This is a genomic window from Alkalihalophilus marmarensis DSM 21297 (genome assembly GCF_000474275.2).
GTDB lineage: Bacteria > Bacillota > Bacilli > Bacillales > Bacillaceae_D > Alkalihalophilus > Alkalihalophilus marmarensis.
The window spans coordinates 16864-36140 of the sequence record NZ_ATAE01000031.1 but is presented as its reverse complement, the minus strand read 5'-3'; the positions used below and the strand labels follow the sequence as shown (position 1 = coordinate 36140).

Here is a 19277-nt window from a genome sequence, read left to right as displayed (position 1 = left end):
TATGTTCCTTTCTTATGTAAAACAATTAATTAAATAATTAATAAGTATTAATAGAACTATATAGGAAAAACCATTAACCTTCGTTAACCTTTTCTAAAAAAAGCTTCTGTATCAATGGTTTGAACGGGTTAATAAACTAAATTATTAATTAACCCTTTATTAACCCATATGAGGTGATTACTATGCATCCAAAGCAAATTATAGATGATTTTTCATCAATGGGATCGGCTATAACCCGTGATGGGACTGAGCTTTTCTTGTCCAATCCAACTAATGTTACTGATGAAATGAAACAATTCGCTAAATGCTACAAAAAACGATTAATTAATTATTTATCAGGTGATTATTCGGACAAAAAGCATTTAATTAATCAAACTATCGATAAATTAATTGATTATATGACAAATAAACCAGTGGATAATCAATTAATTATTGATAATTGGTTGAAAGTTGATCAAGAGTCGTTAGATTTAACGATCCAATTAATGCAGCTACTGTATAACAATGGCTGGACTAATTACGACGAACCAGTGGCAAATTACTGTAATGATGAAACAGATCGGATTTATGAGCAGTTATTCAACAAAGCCATGTCTCAAATTAAAGGGAGGGCAGCATGAGTAGGACTCACTTTAAATACACAGACAAAGAATTAACCGAATTATTAAAAACCTTGGTAATCATCGTTGATACACGTGAACAAGTAAATGAACATGTACGTGATTATTTTAGAAGACATGACATTACTTATAAGATTCAAACAATGAAGACTGGTGATTACACGGCCATGATTCCTAAGAATGAAGAGTATGGTATCAGTCGTGATATGTACTTATCAGCTTGCTTGGAACGGAAAAATGGAGTGGACGAGCTGGTACAAAGTATTAAGGATCGAAACAGATTTGAACATGAGCTATGGAGAGCGAAGGATAATCCATTTGTGTTAGTAGTGGAGGATGTTGATGGGTACCGGAAAATTCTTAATGGTGAATATCGAAGTGCTTATAAGCCGCAGTCGTTGTTAGGCAGCTTAAAAACATTTGAGGCACGGTATGATTTTTCAACTGTTTTTATTAACCCTGCTTACACTGGAAACTATATTTATCATCATTTTCATTATCTTGCTCGTGAAGTGTTGCGTTCATGAATAGAAGTGAAGCACGGAATCAGTTAGCAGAAATATTGTCCGAACAAAAAACGGTAAGTACATCAAGGCTTAGTAAATTGATGGCTGCTTTAAATGTAGATGAGCTAGTACGGATAAATACAGAGCAAGCCAAGAAGATCACCAGGCAGAAGGAAAGATTACGAAAATACGAAATGAGGTCAGGAAAATGAACCTATCAAAACTGTTTGAGATTCAGAAGATGTTGCGTGACAAGATTGGTTACCAGGAAGATGATAAGTTCGACAAGATGAACCTAGCAGCTATCGTTGAAATGGCTGAATGTGCAAATGAATGGCGTGGGTTTAAGTATTGGAGCAAGGATCAAGAGCCGAGGACAGAAGTATTAATTGCATGTGAGGATTGTGGAGGTTCTGGAAGAGATTTATCAGGATATTGCGGTTCTTGTCACGGGGGGTATATCGGTAAAACTAACCCGATCCTTGAAGAATACGTTGATGGTCTACATTTTGTTCTGGAAGAAGGTATTGAACTTTACGAATGCGGGGAGCTTGATACCTTACCTACGTTTGAGCAAGTCATGCCATTACGACATTTAACTATCTCCAAGCAATATAAATCGATCATTAAAAATATCCTCTTGTTAGAAGATGATTTTGAAGAGGGGGATCTAGTTGATGCTCATTACCTTGCGTTATTGGGTGACTTCTTTGGATTAGGTCAAATGCTCGGTTTTACATTGGAGCAGATCGAACAAGAATATTTAAGGAAAAACGAAATTAATCATATTAGGCAGCAGAACGGATATTGAGGTGATTAAGAATGGATAAGTTAATTTGTCAATGCGGTTGCAAATCAGTTATCCCTTTTAAGAAACACCACATAAAATCTCCTCCTAAATTTATAAAGGGTCACAGTAATAGAGTTAGAGCTAGAGAAGAGTACAAGGTAGAAGATGCATTCTGGGAAAGGGTTAACAAACTAGGCAAGGAAGAATGTTGGGAATGGGAAGGTTTCTTAATGCCCAATGGGTACGGACAATTAAAGAACAAAGGTAAGAATGAGTACGCACATAGATTTTCGTACTCGCTGCATTTCGGAGACTTTCCTAAAGAATTATTAGTTTGTCATAAATGTGATAACAGAAAGTGTGTTAATCCCCATCACTTATTCCTTGGCACGCATCAAGACAATATTGATGACATGATACAAAAAGGAAGAGGTTATAAAGGGAAACCAGGTACAACTAAATTGAATGAGACGAAGGTCAAAATGATAAGAACGTTAGTAAATAATAATTTCGATAAAAATCAAATAGCGGAAGTATTTTTGGTTAAGAGATGTACTGTTGCAAATATTGCAGCTAAACGTTTATGGAAAGAAGTTAATTAGAATAGGAGAGTGGTTATTAATGTGGAGCTGGGTGTTAGGTAGTTTAATTGTGGTGTATCTGATATTGGTTATTCTTCAGTACCGTGAATATAAAGAAAAGGTAGTAGAAATGAAAGAGCTTAGAAGTGCAATTAATAAGATTAAAGAGCTACATCAAATAAAGCAAGATCAAATGAAAACGTTCAAAGATGAGCACGATCATGTGATTGACGTTGCTTGGGATAATGTAGTCCAAATTTCTGAATACCGGAAGCAATTAGAGCAGAAGGATATGGCGTATCAAAAGTTGATTCATAAAAAGTCGAATAGACGTAAAAAGAAGGTACGGGGTAAACGTAGGAAGGCATAGGAAGTAATTACATTAGCAAGCTTGGAACGTTGGCTTTCTGTAGTTTGTATTAATCATGGAGGTCCAACGTTCTAGCTTGAGATTATTATTTCTAATTAGTTGGAAATTATTCGAGGCGCTAAAGAGAGATGAGGTGGTAGGGATGAAAGAGAATCGTAGTAATTGGGTTAAAAAGGACCAGTTAGATACGCCATTGTGTGAGATTTTTGAAGACGTAAGAACTACTGGAACGGTTAGACATTATGTAACTACGGCCGAAAGAATATTGGGTCTCAAACCAAAGAGGCTAGACCGCATGCGTTATGTGGAGATGAACAGATATATTGATTCCTTGGACGAAAAAATAAAAGCAGCAGCTGAGTAAATGTTGATGAAGATCAGAGGGATACTACGAAATAAGAAAGAGGTGGGAATATTGCATACTTATCAATGCGAGGACTGTGAAAAGACGGTTGAAATCGAACAATATGAGGCGTGTTATGGTAATAATGAGCCTTATGAGTTTAGCCAATGTCAAGAATGCTTTAATAATAATAATTGAGATTGTGAATTAGAAGGAGTGGTTAATGAGTATGCAACAAGGAGCAAAAACGGTAGATGAATTGTTAGAGAAAATTAGACCATTAGCAAAAGAAATGCTTGAATTTAGCGATTGTTACAACGCTGTAAAAGAAATTGAAATTAGATTAGATGACGAAGATGGAGAGTTTCTTATTACGAGTGACTGATTCGCAGTCCGATGATATTGTCCATTAAGAAGAAAGGAGTTTTCTATGGGTAGAAAAAGAGTTACTTCAAAAAGCAAGCGACTTTTTGAGTTAATGGATAACCTTCATATATACAAGGAAGATATGGAATACCATGTTATTAAGTCTCGTTCTAACCGTTTAGATAATGTGGAAAAAAATGCTAAAGAGATTGAAGCTATAGCAATTGAAATGCAAAAGTTGGTTAAAGAAATGCGAAGAGCTTAATGAACATTACGACCATTAAATGCCGTTTAAGAATAACGATGGTATCAAGGTGAGAAACAAGAATCGTAGCAATGAGCATTAAAATATAACCAATCAATATCCACCAACCATAATGTATTTTCATTATAATCACCTTTAACAGTATTCTCGATATCGGTAATTAATATTCTATATATCTCTAAGGAAATAAGTATTGTAAGGAGGAGATGTCATGTCCAATGAGAAATTGCTTGAACAGGTGGCAAAAGTATCAGCTGAGACAGCTGTAAAAACTGCTCTTGAATATATGGAGCAGAAACAATTAAAGGCGCAAAAGAACAGACGTGACATGAGATTAAGAAACACTAAGCTGTTATTAAAACACTATCGATCGTTTGTCTTACATAGTAAAGACTTGCAGATCGAGCTCGATGAACTTGAGGTTCCAGATGATGTATTTGAAGAAATGCACTCAAATGAATTGGTTGTTGAATCGATTAAACGCAGCAAGAAACGAACGCTTGCTATGGTAAAGTTTATTGATCAAATGTTACGAGTTTACAGGGTCCTGTGTGAGGAATCTGGAAGGGATGAAGAGGTGAGAAAGTACAAAACAATCTACCATCTATATATTTCTCAAGAAAGGTTATCAGCTGAAGAAGTTTCTGAAAGGCACAATATAGACAAAAGAACAGTTTATAAAGATGTTAATAAAGCGGTAGAAGTCTTGTCCTCATTGGTATTCGGGATAGATAGTATCACTATGAATAGGTAAGCGTCAGGGCACAAAGTGGTCATTTTTTATTCATAAGTAAAGTGATACAATGATAGTGTCAAATTAGTGTGAGCAACAGAATCCTCTAACCCCATTAGAGTGAAATCTGTTGCTTTTTTCACTTTACAACAGTACAATGAGAACATAAGTTCCCTTTATATGTACCTATTTTAGTAGTAAAATAGACAACGTACTTACTAATTTGACATAAATAGGGGGATTTTTACTTGAAAAGAAGAATAACTGCTAACTTTTTCTATGTGAGCGAAGCTGAAGAATACCCCAGGACAATCGATGATCTGTTAAACTTACAAAAAGGGGTTATTGATTCTGGAAAAGTAGATAATGTTGAAGCGGGCGGTCATGTATTAAGAATAACTTATATTGAAAAGATGCAACGTGATGACCATACTGACAGACATTGGTGGGTAGGGATACTTGAAAAACTTGATACATCTTCTGAAGGAGAGATAGCTAATTTAGATGGCAAAAGGACAGCATATGCTACTAAGCCGGATGAAGGCACTATAGTTAATACAGGATTTGCATATTATCCATTTACTCAAACTCTTGTTTTGCATAAAAAAACAGGAGGAGTTAATGATAAAGTTTTTGGTGTATACCTTAGAAAATTAATTCGACAAACTGGAATAATCCCTGAAAAAAGTAGTAAATTTATAATAGAGTTAATACCCGACCTCAAAAAATTATTTAGGTTAGAAAATGCACATAATATTAAGTTCTTTGAGTATACTTACAAAATGCCAGAAAATGCAGCTGGAGTTCAAAAAGAACAACGACCGATTTTAGGTGATATTTATCTGGCAAGGAAATTAAAGGCGGATAAGATTACAGTACGTCTCAGTGCAAAAGATGGTCTTGAAGTTCTTGATACTATTGCCAAAGCAAAAAATATTATTCAAATAAGTAAAAAGGATGACATTTCGACTTTGAAAGCTATTTCCGAACACAACGGAATAGAGGAACCTTTAGACTTGATTAATGAAAAGTTAACCGATTATTTAGATGTAGAATTGGCAAAGAATAAAAAAGAGACACCTACTTTAGTAATGGAAACTATTAATAATATATTCAAAAAACAAAGAAGGCTTTTAGAAACAATGTATATTAATAAAGATTAACTTTGAAGGGGGATTATGAAATGGTTGGGTTTATTTTTAAGTTTAGTCTTTTCATATTTCCTTTTTTAATTTTCTTTTATGTGGTCCCTGATTATCAGAAAATACAAAACTTAAATGACGTTCTCTTAGGGTCCATAGCGTTAGGTTCTGCATCAGTTGGCTTTTTCATTGCGGGTATATCTATATTACAAACTTCTAATGTAAGTCGCTTTTATAGTCATCTGGTGGAGTTGCAGACAAATAAGAAAATAATTGCGTGGCTCATGACAGCTATTATCTATATGTTCTTATTGTCAGTGATGAGTCTTGTTGTCTTATTCTTTTTAGGGAGTGGCCTTGGGTGGGTAACTTTACTCTTGCATATCTGGTTAGCTTCTCTGGTAGCCTCAATATTATCAACTTTTTTAGTTATTCTATATTTTAGTTTTGTATTTCTGTTCTATTAATTTTTTATAAAGATACTAAACAAGCGCCTACCTATTTATCGGTAAGGTGCTTTTTATTTTAAGAAAGGAGAGCTGCCTAATGAATGTCACCTGTAACGAAGGCTGCCAACAGGAATTTAAGATAACTGCCTTAAAAACAGATCATGTAGAAAAAATGCCGGGGAATGTAGAGCGTTATTATTTCACCTGTCCAAATTGTAACCAAGAATATACCAGCTATTTCTTAGATGATTCGATGAAAGAGATCCAACAAGAAATTAAAGACCTAAGATCCAAAGGTGATCTTAAAGTAAAACAAAAGAACAAACTATTAAAGCTAACACGTAAGGTCAGTGCTATGAATGAAGCACACAAGCATACGTACAGAAAGCTGCAGCAGAATTATGGCTAGAAAACCTAAGCGTCCTTGTGCAGAGATATCCTGTGGAAATCTTACAGAGAAAACCTTCTGCAAAATTCACCAGAAAATTGCTGAGAAAAATCACAGAGAATCAGCCAAGTATTATAACAAGTACGGACGTGATCCGGTGGTCAATGCCTTTTACAAGTCGAAAGAATGGAAGCAGGTAAGAGACCTAGCATATGAACGTGATAACGGGCTGTGTCAACGCTGTTTGAAGCGCGGGGTGTTGAAGCCTGCGAACGTGGTCCATCACCTTGTGGAGGTTAAAGAAGACTGGAATTTAAGGCTATCAATCGACAATCTTGAGTCATTATGTCATGGATGTCACAATCGAGAGCATAAAAGTGGTCCCCCCGGGGTCAAAAATTTTTAAAAAAATTTGCCCCTGAGCGACTCGCCCTCAAACGCACACAAAAATCCGTTTATTCAATTTTTATAAGGAGGTGTAATGGATGGCAGGAAGACCAAGACAGCCTTTAGAGGTGATTAAAGGAAAAGGACGTTCCAATCATTTAACCAAGAAAGCCATAAAGGAACGTGAAAGTCAGGAACAAGCTATTCGCGGTTATACAGATAACATTGAACCACCAAGCTACTTGACTAAAGAACAGAAAAAAGAATTCGAGAAGATTGCAGCTGAATTGATGCGACTCAACATCTTCAGCAACCTAGATGTGGACGGTCTGGCACGATACATTGACTCAAGAGATCAATATATTCGAGTTCAAAAAGAATTACGTTCGATGAAACCAACTAGGATAATGGAAGTTGAGATTCTCGGTAAGCTGACGAAAGAGAAATTTCTAAATGAAAATTATACGAAGCTTCAGCGCGCTAAGAACTTACTCTTCAACGAATGTAAAGCAGCTGCCAGTGAGTTAGGGCTGTCTATTACATCTCGCTTAAAATTGGTGATCCCGAAAGTGGATGAGGAGAAACCAAAGTCAGAATTCGAAAAGAAATTCGGTGATGTGTAATGTCGCTAAGGGAAAGGCTAATTGAATACAGTAAACAAGTTATTAGCGGTGACATCGTAGCCTGTCAAAAGCATAAATGGGCGTGTCAGCGCTTTTTATTGGATCTTGAAAGAGAAGGATCGGATGAATTTCCTTATATCTTTGATGAAGAACGCGGAGAAAGATTCTTAGACTGGATGAGATCCTTTAAGCATAGAAAAGGAATCTTGGCTGGTAAATATATTGAGCCTCATATCATCCAAGAATTTAACTTCGGCAATATTTATGGGTGGGTTCACAGAGAATCAGAATATAGACGATTCACAAAAGGCTTTTGGGAAGTGGCACGTAAAAATGCAAAATCTCAATCGCTGGGCGCTGTGGGAAGTTATGAGGGATCAGCTTTTGGAGAGGCTTCAGCTGAGGTATATTGTGCAGCTACAAAAAAAGAGCAAGCAAAGATTGTATGGGATGAAATTGAGGGAATGATCAAGGCTAATGAGTTTCTGAGGGATAAATTCAAAGTTGCTTATGGAACCATCACTCACATAAAAAGCGACTCCTTTATTAAGCCGTTGAGTAAAGAGGACCGAAAAACAGGGGACGGTTACAACCCTCAATGTGGAATTATTGATGAATATCACGCTCATGAAACAGATGAAATGTACGAGATAATTGAATCAGGAATGGGTGCAAGACCGGAGCCGCTAATGATGATTATTACGACAGCCGGGTTTAATCTAAACAATCCTTGTTACAGAGTAGAATATCAATATGTGTCTCAAATTCTTGATCCGAATAGCCCAATAGAGAATGAAAACTACTTTGTTATGATTAATGAATTGGATAAAGGTGATGACATAAAGGATGAAATGGTTTGGGAAAAAGCAAATCCAATTATATGCTCCTATGAAAATGGCCGTGAATATTTAAGAAAGCGCCTTAAAGCAGCACTTGATGTTCCAGAAAAGATGACAAAGTTCTTAACCAAGAATATGAATATTTGGGTAGATGCTAAAGAGAACGGATATATGGATATGGCTAAATGGAAAAAGTGTAAATCGAAAGTTGAGGAAGTGAAGATGGATCTCCGTCAATTTCCGGCTTGGCTGGGAAGTGATTTGTCAGCCACTACAGATTTAACAAGCCTTGGTCTTGTGTTTTCCTTGCCAGATAATAAATTTGTCGTAAAACAACATTCTTTTATGCCTGAAGATAAGTTGCAAGAACGAATTAATTCTGATCGGGTTCCTTTTGATTTATGGGAGCAACAAGGACACCTCACTACAACACCTGGTAGTATCGTTGATTATTCATTCGTCGAGCAGAAGGCAGTAGAATGGAGAGAATATGGTTATCAGATTCAAGAGGTAGATTATGATAAGTGGAATGCTTCTCATTTTGCTCAAAACCTTGAGTCATTAGGTTTTACTACCATTGAAATCCCACAAATGTTAAGGCATTTATCCTTACCCACAAAAGACTTTAGAAAGTTTGTGTATGCAAATAATATTATTCATTTTGATGATCCTCTTTTAACGTGGGCGATCGGAAATGCAATAACTAAAATGGATGCTCAAGAAAATATAATGTTAGACAAGGCGAAATCAAAAGATAGAATTGATCCAATAGCAGCCATTATTAATGCTTTCTCTAGAGCGATGAGCGGTCACAGTGAGGATTTAAGCAGCCACTTTTTAAATAATTGGAGGATGTAAAAGGAGATGATCAAACGTGTTGTCAATTAAAGTAAATATTAAACTGAAGCGATGGTTTATCTTTCTACTTAAGGCATCATCTTGGACTGGGAACCATCGTATGTATAGCTGGACATTTCATACTTTCTTCCAAAGAGGTTCTGTAATTACGATAGGAGGTAAGTGAATTTGGCTAAGGTCCTAAAAGGTTTTATCATAGCATTTCTAACGGCATTCTTCACCAAATGGTTGGAGGATGTTTTTATTTTATCTGGTCTTGTATTAGTTGTTGTTAACACCTACCTCATTTCAATTGTGGAGTGGAATATCCTTGCTGGTAACTACCTGTTAGGAATGGTGTTAATCATCCTCGGGTTCGTTCTTGCTAAAAGATAGAAAGGGGGTGAGAAAGTGATTTTTCGTAATGCTTTGGCTTCCAAAGGTCAAACGACAGATTTAAAAAATCCGGAACCTTGGTTCATGAAGATGTTTGGCCACCAAGCATCAAGCGGGGAGACCGTGACAGTTAATTCAGCGTTAGGCGTTCCAGCTGTGTATGCATGTGTAAATATCCTTGCAAATGGAATAGCAACATTACCCTTCCAGGTCTTCAAAAGGACAGCTAAGGGAAGGGAAAGAGATAAAAAGCATGCAGTTGCTAAGCTATTAGAGAATCGTCCTAATCCATACCAAGGTCCTTTTAAATTCAAGCACCTTATTGAAACACACCGTAATCTGTGGGGAAATTCTTATATCAATATCGAATGGGGAGCAGACGGTAGACCTAAAGGATTATGGCTCCTTAATCCAGCCAATACAGAGCCAGTTGTGGACATAAGGACCAATGATTTGTGGTATCACACTGTACTGCCAAACGGTGAAAACGTGAAGATCTGGAATGGTGACGTGGTTCATTTAACCGCATTATCTACTGACGGAATCAAGGGGAAGCCACCAATTCAACTTATCAGGGAGTCTATAGGAAGTGCTCAGGCAGTACAAAAGTTTAAGGGGAAATTCTTTAAGAACGGAGTATCTACTACAGGCTTTTTAAAGATTCCAGGCATGCTCAACCCTGATGCTAAAGAAGTAATCCGCGGGGAATGGGAGCAAGCAAATACAGGGATTAACAATGCTCAACGTGTGGCTATTCTAGATGCTGGGCTTGACTATCAAAGTATTTCAATGCCTCTGAAAGATGCTCAATTTGTTGAGGTAATGAATTTTGACAAGAAAGAGATTGCTACCTTCTTTAATATTCCTATGCATATGGTGAATGAACTTGAAAGAGCAACTCACACAAATATTGAGCAGCAAGCAATTGATTTTATTCGAAATACATTGAGTCCGATCTACACTCAATATCAAGAAGAATTTTCATACCAATTGTTTTCATTGCGTGAGCAAGAAAGATACTACCTAAAGTTTAACCTGGAAGCACTGCTAAGAGCCGATAAGAAAACCCAAGCTGAATTTTATTCGATCATGCTTGATAAGGGTGTCTTCAGTATTAACCAAGTTCTCGAGCTTGAAGATATGGATACCATCGAAGGTGGAGATAAGCACCGTGTAGACCTTAACCATGTATCTTTAGACATAGCTGACGAGTATCAATTAGGCAAAGCAGGCTTGAAAGGAGGTGAGGAGAATGAATAAGACTAAGCATTATCCTATTTACATGAGTGCGTTGCCCACACCGAAAAAACAACATCAGCTAATGACGGTTAAGAACCTCACCTCAAAATCAGCTGATCTTTACATTTATGGAGAGATTGTGGACAACACTGACTGGAAATGGGATGAGTCGGATGTGATGCCGGAGGATGTACTAAATGCATTGAATCAGGTAAACGAATTAGATGAATTGAACATCTATGTAAACAGTCCTGGTGGATCCGTGTTTGCTGGCTTAGCTATTTACAATATGTTAAGTCGAAACAAGGCAAAGAAAAAAGTCTATATTGATGGGGTAGCTGCTTCTATTGCCTCAGTTATTGCTTTAGCCGGTGATGAAGTGTACATGCCTTCAAATGCATTCTTAATGATCCACAATCCGTGGACGTTAGCAATCGGTAATGCGAGGGACTTACGAAAAGTTGCTGATGATCTTGACCAGATTGCAAAGGGGGCTTTGGCTGTTTACAAAGATAACTTAGTTGAGGGTGTAGAAGAGGCAACTATTCAAACCATGTTAGATAACGAAACGTGGTTGAATGCAGAAGAAGCTGCCAAGTATTTCAGGCTTAACATTGTTGAATCTAAAAACTATGCTGCATCTGCAAAAGATTATCTTAAACATTACGCAAAAACACCAAAGCCATTATTGGAAGAACCAGAACCAACAGTAACGCCATTTAATAAAATCAAATTTCAAAATGAGCTGGACTTACTAACATTGTAAGGTCTATTTTTTTATGCTCAATCCAAGGAGGAAATTATGAATATTCCAATTCAAAAAGAAATGATGAAATCTTTTTTATCTCTTAAATCAAATAAAAATGTACTTGCTGTTCGTATGATCGGTACACCTGGTATGACGAAACGTGAGCAAGAGCTACGTCAATCTGTTGCTGATTATAAGGCAGAGGCTGAATCCTTAGTGGAAGCAGGTAAGGATGAAGAAGCTCAAGCGAAGTTAGTTAAAGCAAAATCTGCAAAGCAGGACCTTGATAACTTCTTAGTTATGCAAAAGGATTTCGAGGGGTTAACGGTGCCGGAACCTCAAAACAAAGGTAACAGTTTGCCGCAACCACAACAAACAGATCAAAAACCTGAATACAAATCCCTCTTCTTCAAAGCGCTACGTGGCCATAAGTTAAATGATGAAGAAGCGGAAGAAATGGATAAATACTACGCTCGTCTTACTGCAAGCAACGGTGAAGATGGTGGATATATAATTCCAGAGGACATCTCAACTCAAATTAATGAGCTGGTACAAACTACTGATGATTTACGTCAGTACGTAACAGTTGAACCTGTATCCACTAATAAGGGTGCTCGTACTCTAGAACGTCGCGCAGATCACACTCCACTAGCTCCATTGTCTGAGTATGGGGATCCTAATGCTATGCAAGAGATTGCATCACCAAAGTTTGATCGATTGAATTATACAATTGAGGATTATGCAGGTTTCTTACCTGTTGCTAACACGGTGCTTGCTGATACAGACCAATCATTAACATCATATTTAGTGAAATGGATTGCTAAGAAGTCGCGTGCTACTGGAAACCACCTGATTCTTCAAGTGTTAAATTCATTCAATAAAGTAGATTTAGGTGACTACAAAGGAATTAAAACGACTTTGAATGTAACTCTTGATCCGGCTTTTGCTCAAGAAGCCATTATCATCACTAACCAAGATGGCTTTAACTACCTAGATCAATTATACGATGGGAACGGGCGTCCACTTCTGCAACCAGATCCACAAGACGCGACACGCAAACTACTTTTTGGTCGTCGTATTGTAGTGTTATCAAATAAAACGAAACCGTCTCTAAACGGCAAGGCACCATTTATCATCGGTGATCTTAAAGAAGCTGTTGTCTATTGGGATCGTCAACAAATGCTATTAGACATGACAAAAGAAGGCGGCCAGGCATGGAGAACGAACACGACTGAGTTCCGTGTGATCGAGCGTGAAGATGTAACGAAATGGGATGAAGAAGCAATTGTGTATGGTGAGATCGACATCACAAACCAACCTGAAACAATTCCAGAAGGGTAAGGTGAAATAAATAGATGAAGGCTAAAGTGATTAAACGATTCCGCGATAAGCATACGAAGAAAACTCACAACCTTGGAACTTTCTATGAAGGTTCTGAGCATCGTATTCAAGAGCTACAAGGTTTTGGTTGGTTAGGGCAAGCGGAAGAAGACGCAGCTAAAATCAATGAACTATTAGACTGCAGCATTGCTGAAGTGAAAACAAATACAGAAGGGTTATCAGTAGATGACTTAAGTGAATTACTGGAACAGGAAAAATACTCCAAGAATCGAAAAGGTGTCATTGAACATTTTGAATCGGTGATAGCTACACGTGAAGAACCACCAGACGGAGAGGGCGAATAATCGTCCTCTTTTTTGAGGTGATAAAAATGGAATTAGAAGAATTAAAACGGTATCTTCGTATGGATTATGAAATGGAGACTGAAGAAGAACAGGATCTCCTGAAGTTCTATAGCCTGGCTAAAATCCACATCAAAAATCAGGGTGTGAGGTTAAATCCTGAAGATCCTGATATGGTAGAACAATTCAACCAAGCATGCGCTATGTTAACTGAGCATTGGTATGATAATCGGCAATCTTACCGTATAGGAAACCAATCTTATGAGATCCCCTATTCTTTAGATAGCATTGTCCGACAGCTAAAGTATTGCTATGGCGGTGATGCTGAATGAATCCAGGGGACTTAAGGCAGAAGCTCACTTTTCAACTTCCTAGCGACAGCCAAGATGCAGATGGTTTTCCTATCTTGGAGGCAACCACATATACAACAGCTTGGGGAGCGCTTAAAACACTAAAGGGTAAAACCTTTTATGCTGCAGCCCAAACCAACATGGAGAACAACAGGGTGTTTACCATTCGTTATCAGAGAAAGCTCATGGATGATGAACGTCCTAAAGGATTAAATGTCTTGTGGAGAGGAACCTCCCACGAGATTGAATCCATAGAAAACGATGATGGATTGAATATCTCCATGACTGTGATTTTGAAAGCGGTGAAATAATGAGCGAATTTCAGTTTCAGCTTGAGGGGCTAGAGGAATTAATGAGGTCATTAGAGCAGTCTTCAAATGATGTTGAAAAAGTGAAAGAGGACGCACTGCTAGCTGGGGCAAAGATTATGCAAGATGAAACAAAAAAGACCGCAGGAACAGTATTAAAACGTAGATCAGGAGATCTAATAAATAATATTGAAATCTCTGATGTAGAGGGCGATGAAGTTCATGTATACGTAGATAATCAAGGAAAAGCTTATTATGGGCATATGCATGAAAACGGTACATCTAAAATGCCAGCCAGACCTTTTATGGGCCCTACTTTTAACCGTAGCAAGGTACAGATTAACCGCGCTATGGCAAATAAAATTAGAGCAAAGCTTGGGTGGGGGATATGAGTTTAAATAGTTTAATTCTTTCCACACTTGATAACCTCAATGTACCTGTTAATCCACTGAATTATAGCGGCAGTGCTCAAACGTATATCACCTTCTTTGAATACGATCAAAGAGCTGGAGTCGAGGCGGATGATGGAGAAATTGCGACTGTTTATTACATTCAATTAGATATCTACTCACCAGGAAACTATCTGTCTTTAGTGAAACAGGTAAAAGGGAGTATGAAACGAGCAGGTTTTAAGAAAAACGCAGAAACAGAAATGTACGAGAACGACACGAAGCTCTTTCACAAGGTGCTTCGTTTTTATTTTATTTCCGAAACGGAGGAATAGAGAATGCCAACTATCGGTTTAAGAGATATTTATGTAGCGAAAATTTTAACAGATGATGAGGGTGGTACCACGTACGATACACCTAAACGTGTAGGAAAGGCAATTACGGCCAATATGCAAAATCAATTTAACACGGCTGATCTGAGAGCGGATGACGGTGTAGCTGAAACGGCTGAGTCACGAGGAGTAACCACTGTAGCATTAAATACAGATGATCTATCTCCTGAAGTCCAATCTTATATGCTCGGAAAGAAGATTAATAATGACGGAGTTCTCATCGATAGTGAAGATGACCGACCGCCATATGTTGCTTTAATGTTTAGATCAGAAAAAGCAAATGGAGCTTATCGTCATGTTGTCTTATACAAAGGAAAATTCACTCCACCTGACCAGAACTATGAAACAAAACAAGAAACCCCAGCATTCCAAACACCTACAGTTAATGGTCGTTTCTTACGACGTCAATCAGATAACAAAATTGGGGCTCAAGTAGATGAAGATCAAGAAGGACTTGATACTTCAATTATTGATAACTGGTTTAATGATGTATACGAAGAAACACCGGAGGGGTAATCATGTTGAAACTTATGCTGAAGAAAATTGAAGATCAGGATGATGAAGTCCAAGTAAAGGAAGAGGTTCACGCCATTCCGCATGCTACAGGTCTACACTTCCGTAAGGTTGTAGAGTTTGATGCCTCAATTAATTACTCAGATTTGTCATTGGAGGAAATGGATAAGGTTGTAGGCTTTGTGTGTGAAGTGTTCCGAAATCGATTTACGGTTGAGGAGTTTTATGAAGGTACTCCAAGCCATCAATTAATTAGCAGGATTGGTGAAGTGTTCACTTTCGTACGGACAGGAAAAACCGTTGAAGAATTACAAAAAGAAGCCCAGTCTGAACAAGATGAAGTGGGAAAGAAATAACGCCTGAAGAAGCCTTTGCTTCTCAGGTGAAAAAAGCAAGAGAAAAAATGAAAGACATCAAAAACCTTTACAGAAGTCACATGAAAAATGGATGGACACTCAATCAATTAGATGAGATGGACATCCATTTTTATTTAAGTTTAGGAACTGAAGAAAACGAAGAAGTGTTCATTGATGAAATTAAATTATTTTAGGGGGTGACGGTCTTGGAAGTTGGTGCATTAAAAACGAAAATAACCATGGATTCAGCTGAATTTGTCCAATCGATGGGGAGCGTTCAGAGACAGTTAAAGAGTCTGCAGCAGGAACAAAAAGCCGTCACCTCAAGTGGTACTGGTTTTGCACGTGGAGTGGATGAGTTACGAAATAAATCTGATGTCTTAAGTCGAACGTTACAGCTTCAACAAAAGCAAGTGTTGAATCTAAAGCAGCGTTATGATGAAGCAAAAGCATCCACCGGTGAGAACTCTAAACAAACTGAAAATGCTCAAATTGCCTATAATAAGGCCGTTGCAGAAATGAAGCGTACAGAGGAAGCGTTACGCGGTGTTTCAGCAGAGTTAGAACGCCAGACAAATCCTTGGAACGTCCTTGCAGACAATATGGAGCAAACAGGACAGAAACTTCAAACTGTGGGCAGAAACATAACTGACTTTGGTAAGAGTTGGTCCATGAGAGTTACTGCACCTATTGCGGGTGCGGGTGCTCTAATGTTGAAAACAGGGATGGACTTTGAAGAAGGTATGTCTCAAGTTCAAGCAGTATCAGGAGCAACCGGTGCTGATCTAGAGAAGTTAGAAGCTAGAGCCCGTGAATTAGGCGGTACCACTTCAAAGAGTGCAACTGAAGCTGCAGCTGGTCTTTCTTATATGGCTCTTGCTGGATGGGATACTCAACAAATGCTAGATGGGTTAGAACCTATCTTACGGTTATCAGAAGCTGGTGCGATGGATTTAGGACGAGCTTCTGATTTAGCTACTGACTCAATGGCTGCATTACAAATTGAAGTTAAAGATCTTCCTAGATACTTAGATAATGTAGCTGAAGCGTCTAGGAGCTCTAACACAAGTATTCAACAACTCATGGAAGCTTATGTTGTGGCCGGAGGTAACTTGGCACAATTTAATGTTCCGTTAGAGGAATCAACTGCTGCATTAGGCCTCTTAGCAAACCGAGGGTTAAAGGGTGCTGAAGCCGGTCGTGCTTTAAATGCTATCATGGTCAACCTTACAAGTGGGGCAGGTCAAGCAGGAACTGCTATGGAAGAGCTTGGCTTGAGTGCTTTTGATGCAGATGGAAACTTTATAGGACTAGAAGAAACCTTAAGGTTAGTGAAAGATCGAACCAAGGATATGACAGATGAACAAAAAGCTCAGTATATCAGTATGATTGCTGGCAAGGAGCATTTAAAGTCATTCCAAGGATTACTTGCAGGGCTAGATGAAGAGTATGGCGATCTTAAGACCTCAGTGTCAGAAGCGGATGGGGCTCTTAATGATATGGCTAAAACGATGCAGGATAATGCAAAAGGGAACGTGACTCAATTAAAGTCAGCCTTTGAAGAGCTATCGATTCAGTTTGCCCAGCACATGATCCCTACGTTCACAGCCGGAGTTGAGAAAGTAACAGAGCTTGTTCAATGGTTCAGTGAGTTAGAAGATGACACAAAAAAGAATATAGTTACCATGTCAGCCTTAGCGGCTGCCGTTGGTCCCGTAGCCATTGTGTTTGGTAATTTAACTACAGGTATAGGCGGGTTACTTACAGCTGGAAGTGCTGCTATCAAAATGCTTAAGGGCCCTGGAGGATTAGCAGCAGGAGTTGGTGCATTAGCCAATCCAGTCACATTAGGTGTAGCGGCCGTAGCCGCTTTAAGCTTTGGAATCTATAAATATATTGATGCTCAGAATGAAGCCAAGAAAGTGAACTTGGATGCAGCTTATTCAATGATGGAACAGGCTGATGCTCTTGAAGCCAATGTCTTGAGGTACGATGAGTTGCGTGCTGCTTCAAGGTTAACTGTAGATGAAATGGGTAGGTTACTTGATATTCAATCTGAGCTAAACACTGCTCAGGATCCTCAAGTTATCGAAAGGTTACAAGCTGAATATGAGAAGCTAAGAGAAAAGAGCGGCTTAACTAATGATGAATTAAATGAAATGCTTGGACTAAACGATAAGATCATCGAGCAATCTCCAACTGTGGAACAATCTTTTACTAACAAGGGTAATGCAGTAATAGAAACCACAAAAGCAGTGCATGAATATATTCAATCACTTCGCGAAATGTCACTGATTGAGTTGCAAGAAGAAAGAGTTATCCAACTTGAGCGAGAAAAAGAATTAATAAATGAACAGAGAGCTTTAAAGGAAGAATTAAATGCTATAGAACAAGAGATGAATACTTTACTTCAATACAGAGATGTGAGCGAAGAGGAAGCAAAAGCACGATTAGATGAGATTAACGAAAAGAAGAGAACGGGTCTCCTAACCGAGCAAGAGATTGCTGAAGCTAATAACGAGATTTGGCATTTAGAGAGAATTATAAACGGTGAATTAGCAGATCAATTAGAAGCGCTTCGTACTCGAAGAGAAGAGATTGCTAAAAATATCGCATCTAAAGACGAGGAACTTGCAAAACTCTATGAGATCGACAGTGCCATTGCTGAAATTCTCCTCAAAGAAATTGGAGTTAATGAACAAGGTCAAGAAGGTGTAAGGATTGCAGAAGAAAATCTCCAAAAGCTTAGAGAACAGAAGAGTGAACTAGAAACATTGATTCAAAAAGAAGGGGATAAAAGCGGGGAGATCAGAGAACAAATCACTTCTTTAGACCGTCAAATCTCTCAACACGAATCAATCATTGGCCAGATTGAAAAAGAAACCAATCTTTCTTCAGAAATGACTAGAGAAGCTGAACGGTATGAACGACAGGCTAGACATGTGACAGATGCCTTAAATGCTCAAGAGAGACAACTGCAACAAAATAACGGGCGTATTGATGAAGGTACTGGGAAAGCAACTGAACTTACACAAGAGTTAAGTAAAGATGTCAGAAAAGAAGTAGATGTGGATGATAACGGGACTGCCAAAGCAATAAGTGAAGAAGCTAGGAAGCCCGAACGAAAGAACATTACTCTTGTGGCTACTGCTCTTCAGGGATTCAGTTCATTAGTTAGTAGAGCGGTTGCTGGAATTCGAGTACCAGGTTATGCAATCGGTACAGAAGCAGCTGGAGGTCATAAAGGTGGACTCTTCATAGCGGGTGAAGAAGGTTGGGAGCTTGGCCGCCAAGGGAACAACTGGGAGTTACTCGGCCCGGGGCTCTATAATCGTCCGGCTGGTTACCAAGTATTCACTCACGATGAATCCAAGAAGATCATGAATGCAGCGACAAACATACCTGCTTATGCTACTGGAATTAGCCCGTTAGGAGAAACAAATCGTGTTATCAATCAATTAAGTAACATGGATTCTCGAAGCCGACAATCAACTTTTACTGACAGTCGTATAGTCACCTTATTACAAGGAATATTGGATGGTGTAAGGAATGGCAGCTCAATCTTTATTGATGGACGAGAGGTAGCAAGAACAACTGCTCCTTACATGGCTGAACAAACCAGTCTATTAGAAAAAAGAGCAAATCGAAGTAGGGGGAGGGGATAA

General features: G+C 38.3%; 30 protein-coding genes. 29 read left to right on the top strand and 1 reads right to left on the bottom strand.

All coding sequences use genetic code 11. The annotated features are described in order from the left end of the window. Nucleotides 1–218: 218 nt before the first annotated feature. From A33I_RS11035 to A33I_RS11000, 9 genes are all read left to right on the top strand, one after another. Nucleotides 219–620, top strand: coding sequence for a hypothetical protein (locus tag A33I_RS11035; protein ID WP_152976467.1), 402 nt, complete (start codon nucleotides 219–221; stop codon nucleotides 618–620). Next, on the top strand, nucleotides 617–1147 hold the full coding sequence (locus A33I_RS11030) for an ERCC4 domain-containing protein (protein ID WP_022628481.1): 531 nt from the start codon (nucleotides 617–619) through the stop codon (nucleotides 1145–1147). Before A33I_RS11035 ends, A33I_RS11030 begins: the two co-directional genes overlap by 4 nt. Further along, nucleotides 1144–1338 carry a hypothetical protein gene (locus A33I_RS11025; protein ID WP_022628480.1) on the top strand — a complete coding sequence of 65 codons (195 nt, stop codon included), beginning with the start codon at nucleotides 1144–1146 and terminating at the stop codon, nucleotides 1336–1338. The genes A33I_RS11030 and A33I_RS11025 overlap by 4 nt, the downstream gene beginning before the upstream one ends. Next, on the top strand, nucleotides 1335–1937 hold the full coding sequence (locus A33I_RS11020; RefSeq protein WP_022628479.1) for a dUTP diphosphatase: 603 nt from the start codon (nucleotides 1335–1337) through the stop codon (nucleotides 1935–1937). Before A33I_RS11025 ends, A33I_RS11020 begins: the two co-directional genes overlap by 4 nt. A gap of 11 nt (nucleotides 1938–1948) precedes the next feature. Next, a complete protein-coding gene (locus A33I_RS11015) occupies nucleotides 1949–2518 on the top strand; it encodes an HNH endonuclease signature motif containing protein (RefSeq protein ID WP_022628478.1) in 570 nt (189 codons plus the stop codon). A gap of 19 nt (nucleotides 2519–2537) precedes the next feature. Then, nucleotides 2538–2867, top strand: coding sequence for a hypothetical protein (locus A33I_RS11010; RefSeq protein WP_022628477.1), 330 nt, complete (start codon nucleotides 2538–2540; stop codon nucleotides 2865–2867). A gap of 142 nt (nucleotides 2868–3009) precedes the next feature. Further along, the gene (locus A33I_RS11005) at nucleotides 3010–3231 is read left to right on the top strand and encodes a hypothetical protein (RefSeq protein WP_152976466.1); all 222 of its coding nucleotides are present in this window, start codon (nucleotides 3010–3012) and stop codon (nucleotides 3229–3231) included. 202 nt (nucleotides 3232–3433) lie between these two features. Next, nucleotides 3434–3595 carry a hypothetical protein gene (locus A33I_RS20870; protein ID WP_022628474.1) on the top strand — a complete coding sequence of 54 codons (162 nt, stop codon included), beginning with the start codon at nucleotides 3434–3436 and terminating at the stop codon, nucleotides 3593–3595. Nucleotides 3596–3640: 45 nt separating this feature from the next. Next, entirely contained in the window at nucleotides 3641–3841 is a 201-nt protein-coding gene (locus A33I_RS11000; RefSeq protein WP_022628473.1) for a hypothetical protein, read from the top strand. Here the strand turns inward: A33I_RS11000 and A33I_RS20865 are convergent. Beyond that, complete coding sequence (locus tag A33I_RS20865) at nucleotides 3819–3965, bottom strand: hypothetical protein (protein ID WP_161808682.1); 147 nt, start codon at nucleotides 3963–3965, stop codon at nucleotides 3819–3821. The two genes, A33I_RS11000 and A33I_RS20865, sit on opposite strands and share 23 nt — an antisense overlap. Before the next feature lie 87 nt (nucleotides 3966–4052). Here A33I_RS20865 and A33I_RS10995 point away from each other — a divergent pair, with 87 nt between their 5' ends. The 20 genes from A33I_RS10995 (at nucleotide 4053) to A33I_RS10900 (ending at nucleotide 19277) form a co-directional block, all read left to right on the top strand. Then, complete coding sequence (locus A33I_RS10995) at nucleotides 4053–4595, top strand: hypothetical protein (protein WP_022628472.1); 543 nt, start codon at nucleotides 4053–4055, stop codon at nucleotides 4593–4595. Nucleotides 4596–4822: 227 nt separating this feature from the next. Then, nucleotides 4823–5737, top strand: a complete 915-nt coding sequence (locus A33I_RS10990) for a hypothetical protein (protein WP_022628471.1) — start codon at nucleotides 4823–4825, stop codon at nucleotides 5735–5737. Nucleotides 5738–5757: 20 nt separating this feature from the next. Beyond that, nucleotides 5758–6183, top strand: a complete 426-nt coding sequence (locus A33I_RS10985) for a hypothetical protein (protein WP_022628470.1) — start codon at nucleotides 5758–5760, stop codon at nucleotides 6181–6183. 79 nt (nucleotides 6184–6262) lie between these two features. Next, a complete protein-coding gene (locus tag A33I_RS10980) occupies nucleotides 6263–6574 on the top strand; it encodes a hypothetical protein (RefSeq protein ID WP_022628469.1) in 312 nt (103 codons plus the stop codon). After that, nucleotides 6525–6959: an HNH endonuclease gene (locus tag A33I_RS10975; protein ID WP_338012134.1), complete on the top strand. Its 435-nt coding sequence runs from the start codon at nucleotides 6525–6527 to the stop codon at nucleotides 6957–6959. Before A33I_RS10980 ends, A33I_RS10975 begins: the two co-directional genes overlap by 50 nt. Nucleotides 6960–7038: 79 nt before the next feature. Next, nucleotides 7039–7563, top strand: a complete 525-nt coding sequence (locus tag A33I_RS10970; RefSeq protein WP_022628467.1) for a phage terminase small subunit P27 family — start codon at nucleotides 7039–7041, stop codon at nucleotides 7561–7563. Continuing rightward, nucleotides 7563–9260: a terminase large subunit gene (locus A33I_RS10965; protein ID WP_022628466.1), complete on the top strand. Its 1698-nt coding sequence runs from the start codon at nucleotides 7563–7565 to the stop codon at nucleotides 9258–9260. The genes A33I_RS10970 and A33I_RS10965 overlap by 1 nt, the downstream gene beginning before the upstream one ends. A 168-nt stretch (nucleotides 9261–9428) precedes the next feature. Beyond that, entirely contained in the window at nucleotides 9429–9635 is a 207-nt protein-coding gene (locus A33I_RS10960; protein ID WP_022628464.1) for a hypothetical protein, read from the top strand. A 15-nt stretch (nucleotides 9636–9650) separates the two neighbouring features. Beyond that, nucleotides 9651–10895 (top strand): phage portal protein, encoded by a 1245-nt coding sequence (locus tag A33I_RS10955; protein ID WP_022628463.1) that lies wholly within the window; start codon nucleotides 9651–9653, stop codon nucleotides 10893–10895. Beyond that, on the top strand, nucleotides 10888–11640 hold the full coding sequence (locus tag A33I_RS10950) for a head maturation protease, ClpP-related (protein ID WP_022628462.1): 753 nt from the start codon (nucleotides 10888–10890) through the stop codon (nucleotides 11638–11640). The genes A33I_RS10955 and A33I_RS10950 overlap by 8 nt, the downstream gene beginning before the upstream one ends. Before the next feature lie 132 nt (nucleotides 11641–11772). Further along, on the top strand, nucleotides 11773–12963 hold the full coding sequence (locus tag A33I_RS10945) for a phage major capsid protein (RefSeq protein ID WP_031311568.1): 1191 nt from the start codon (nucleotides 11773–11775) through the stop codon (nucleotides 12961–12963). Between the two features lie 14 nt (nucleotides 12964–12977). Further along, complete coding sequence (locus tag A33I_RS10940) at nucleotides 12978–13307, top strand: hypothetical protein (RefSeq protein ID WP_022628460.1); 330 nt, start codon at nucleotides 12978–12980, stop codon at nucleotides 13305–13307. 26 nt (nucleotides 13308–13333) lie between these two features. After that, nucleotides 13334–13636, top strand: a complete 303-nt coding sequence (locus A33I_RS10935; protein ID WP_022628459.1) for a head-tail connector protein — start codon at nucleotides 13334–13336, stop codon at nucleotides 13634–13636. Beyond that, nucleotides 13633–13965 carry a phage head closure protein gene (locus tag A33I_RS10930; RefSeq protein WP_022628458.1) on the top strand — a complete coding sequence of 111 codons (333 nt, stop codon included), beginning with the start codon at nucleotides 13633–13635 and terminating at the stop codon, nucleotides 13963–13965. The genes A33I_RS10935 and A33I_RS10930 overlap by 4 nt, the downstream gene beginning before the upstream one ends. Then, nucleotides 13965–14354: an HK97-gp10 family putative phage morphogenesis protein gene (locus A33I_RS10925; protein ID WP_022628457.1), complete on the top strand. Its 390-nt coding sequence runs from the start codon at nucleotides 13965–13967 to the stop codon at nucleotides 14352–14354. The genes A33I_RS10930 and A33I_RS10925 overlap by 1 nt, the downstream gene beginning before the upstream one ends. Next, nucleotides 14351–14686 carry a hypothetical protein gene (locus tag A33I_RS10920; protein WP_022628456.1) on the top strand — a complete coding sequence of 112 codons (336 nt, stop codon included), beginning with the start codon at nucleotides 14351–14353 and terminating at the stop codon, nucleotides 14684–14686. Before A33I_RS10925 ends, A33I_RS10920 begins: the two co-directional genes overlap by 4 nt. A gap of 3 nt (nucleotides 14687–14689) precedes the next feature. After that, a complete protein-coding gene (locus A33I_RS10915; protein ID WP_022628455.1) occupies nucleotides 14690–15259 on the top strand; it encodes a major tail protein in 570 nt (189 codons plus the stop codon). A 2-nt stretch (nucleotides 15260–15261) separates the two neighbouring features. Beyond that, the gene (gene gpG / locus A33I_RS10910; RefSeq protein ID WP_022628454.1) at nucleotides 15262–15612 is read left to right on the top strand and encodes a phage tail assembly chaperone G; all 351 of its coding nucleotides are present in this window, start codon (nucleotides 15262–15264) and stop codon (nucleotides 15610–15612) included. A 47-nt stretch (nucleotides 15613–15659) separates the two neighbouring features. Further along, nucleotides 15660–15806: a hypothetical protein gene (locus A33I_RS10905; protein ID WP_022628453.1), complete on the top strand. Its 147-nt coding sequence runs from the start codon at nucleotides 15660–15662 to the stop codon at nucleotides 15804–15806. A gap of 3 nt (nucleotides 15807–15809) precedes the next feature. Then, nucleotides 15810–19277, top strand: a complete 3468-nt coding sequence (locus A33I_RS10900; RefSeq protein ID WP_235806185.1) for a phage tail tape measure protein — start codon at nucleotides 15810–15812, stop codon at nucleotides 19275–19277.

What these genes read in the sequence shown, in the direction of transcription:
- A33I_RS11035 (WP_152976467.1), top strand. Translation starts at nt 219, where the DNA reads ATGGGATCGGCTATAACCCGTGATGGGACTGAGCTTTTCTTGTCCAAT.
- A33I_RS11030 (WP_022628481.1), top strand. Translation starts at nt 617, where the DNA reads ATGAGTAGGACTCACTTTAAATACACAGACAAAGAATTAACCGAATTA.
- A33I_RS11025 (WP_022628480.1), top strand. Translation starts at nt 1,144, where the DNA reads ATGAATAGAAGTGAAGCACGGAATCAGTTAGCAGAAATATTGTCCGAA.
- A33I_RS11020 (WP_022628479.1), top strand. Translation starts at nt 1,335, where the DNA reads ATGAACCTATCAAAACTGTTTGAGATTCAGAAGATGTTGCGTGACAAG.
- A33I_RS11015 (WP_022628478.1), top strand. Translation starts at nt 1,949, where the DNA reads ATGGATAAGTTAATTTGTCAATGCGGTTGCAAATCAGTTATCCCTTTT.
- A33I_RS11010 (WP_022628477.1), top strand. Translation starts at nt 2,538, where the DNA reads ATGTGGAGCTGGGTGTTAGGTAGTTTAATTGTGGTGTATCTGATATTG.
- A33I_RS11005 (WP_152976466.1), top strand. Translation starts at nt 3,010, where the DNA reads ATGAAAGAGAATCGTAGTAATTGGGTTAAAAAGGACCAGTTAGATACG.
- A33I_RS20870 (WP_022628474.1), top strand. Translation starts at nt 3,434, where the DNA reads ATGAGTATGCAACAAGGAGCAAAAACGGTAGATGAATTGTTAGAGAAA.
- A33I_RS11000 (WP_022628473.1), top strand. Translation starts at nt 3,641, where the DNA reads ATGGGTAGAAAAAGAGTTACTTCAAAAAGCAAGCGACTTTTTGAGTTA.
- A33I_RS20865 (WP_161808682.1), bottom strand. Translation starts at nt 3,965, where the DNA reads ATGAAAATACATTATGGTTGGTGGATATTGATTGGTTATATTTTAATG.
- A33I_RS10995 (WP_022628472.1), top strand. Translation starts at nt 4,053, where the DNA reads ATGTCCAATGAGAAATTGCTTGAACAGGTGGCAAAAGTATCAGCTGAG.
- A33I_RS10985 (WP_022628470.1), top strand. Translation starts at nt 5,758, where the DNA reads ATGGTTGGGTTTATTTTTAAGTTTAGTCTTTTCATATTTCCTTTTTTA.
- A33I_RS10980 (WP_022628469.1), top strand. Translation starts at nt 6,263, where the DNA reads ATGAATGTCACCTGTAACGAAGGCTGCCAACAGGAATTTAAGATAACT.
- A33I_RS10975 (WP_338012134.1), top strand. Translation starts at nt 6,525, where the DNA reads ATGAAGCACACAAGCATACGTACAGAAAGCTGCAGCAGAATTATGGCT.
- A33I_RS10970 (WP_022628467.1), top strand. Translation starts at nt 7,039, where the DNA reads ATGGCAGGAAGACCAAGACAGCCTTTAGAGGTGATTAAAGGAAAAGGA.
- A33I_RS10965 (WP_022628466.1), top strand. Translation starts at nt 7,563, where the DNA reads ATGTCGCTAAGGGAAAGGCTAATTGAATACAGTAAACAAGTTATTAGC.
- A33I_RS10950 (WP_022628462.1), top strand. Translation starts at nt 10,888, where the DNA reads ATGAATAAGACTAAGCATTATCCTATTTACATGAGTGCGTTGCCCACA.
- A33I_RS10945 (WP_031311568.1), top strand. Translation starts at nt 11,773, where the DNA reads ATGACGAAACGTGAGCAAGAGCTACGTCAATCTGTTGCTGATTATAAG.
- A33I_RS10940 (WP_022628460.1), top strand. Translation starts at nt 12,978, where the DNA reads ATGAAGGCTAAAGTGATTAAACGATTCCGCGATAAGCATACGAAGAAA.
- A33I_RS10935 (WP_022628459.1), top strand. Translation starts at nt 13,334, where the DNA reads ATGGAATTAGAAGAATTAAAACGGTATCTTCGTATGGATTATGAAATG.
- A33I_RS10930 (WP_022628458.1), top strand. Translation starts at nt 13,633, where the DNA reads ATGAATCCAGGGGACTTAAGGCAGAAGCTCACTTTTCAACTTCCTAGC.
- A33I_RS10925 (WP_022628457.1), top strand. Translation starts at nt 13,965, where the DNA reads ATGAGCGAATTTCAGTTTCAGCTTGAGGGGCTAGAGGAATTAATGAGG.
- A33I_RS10920 (WP_022628456.1), top strand. Translation starts at nt 14,351, where the DNA reads ATGAGTTTAAATAGTTTAATTCTTTCCACACTTGATAACCTCAATGTA.
- A33I_RS10915 (WP_022628455.1), top strand. Translation starts at nt 14,690, where the DNA reads ATGCCAACTATCGGTTTAAGAGATATTTATGTAGCGAAAATTTTAACA.
- gpG (WP_022628454.1), top strand. Translation starts at nt 15,262, where the DNA reads ATGTTGAAACTTATGCTGAAGAAAATTGAAGATCAGGATGATGAAGTC.
- A33I_RS10905 (WP_022628453.1), top strand. Translation starts at nt 15,660, where the DNA reads ATGAAAGACATCAAAAACCTTTACAGAAGTCACATGAAAAATGGATGG.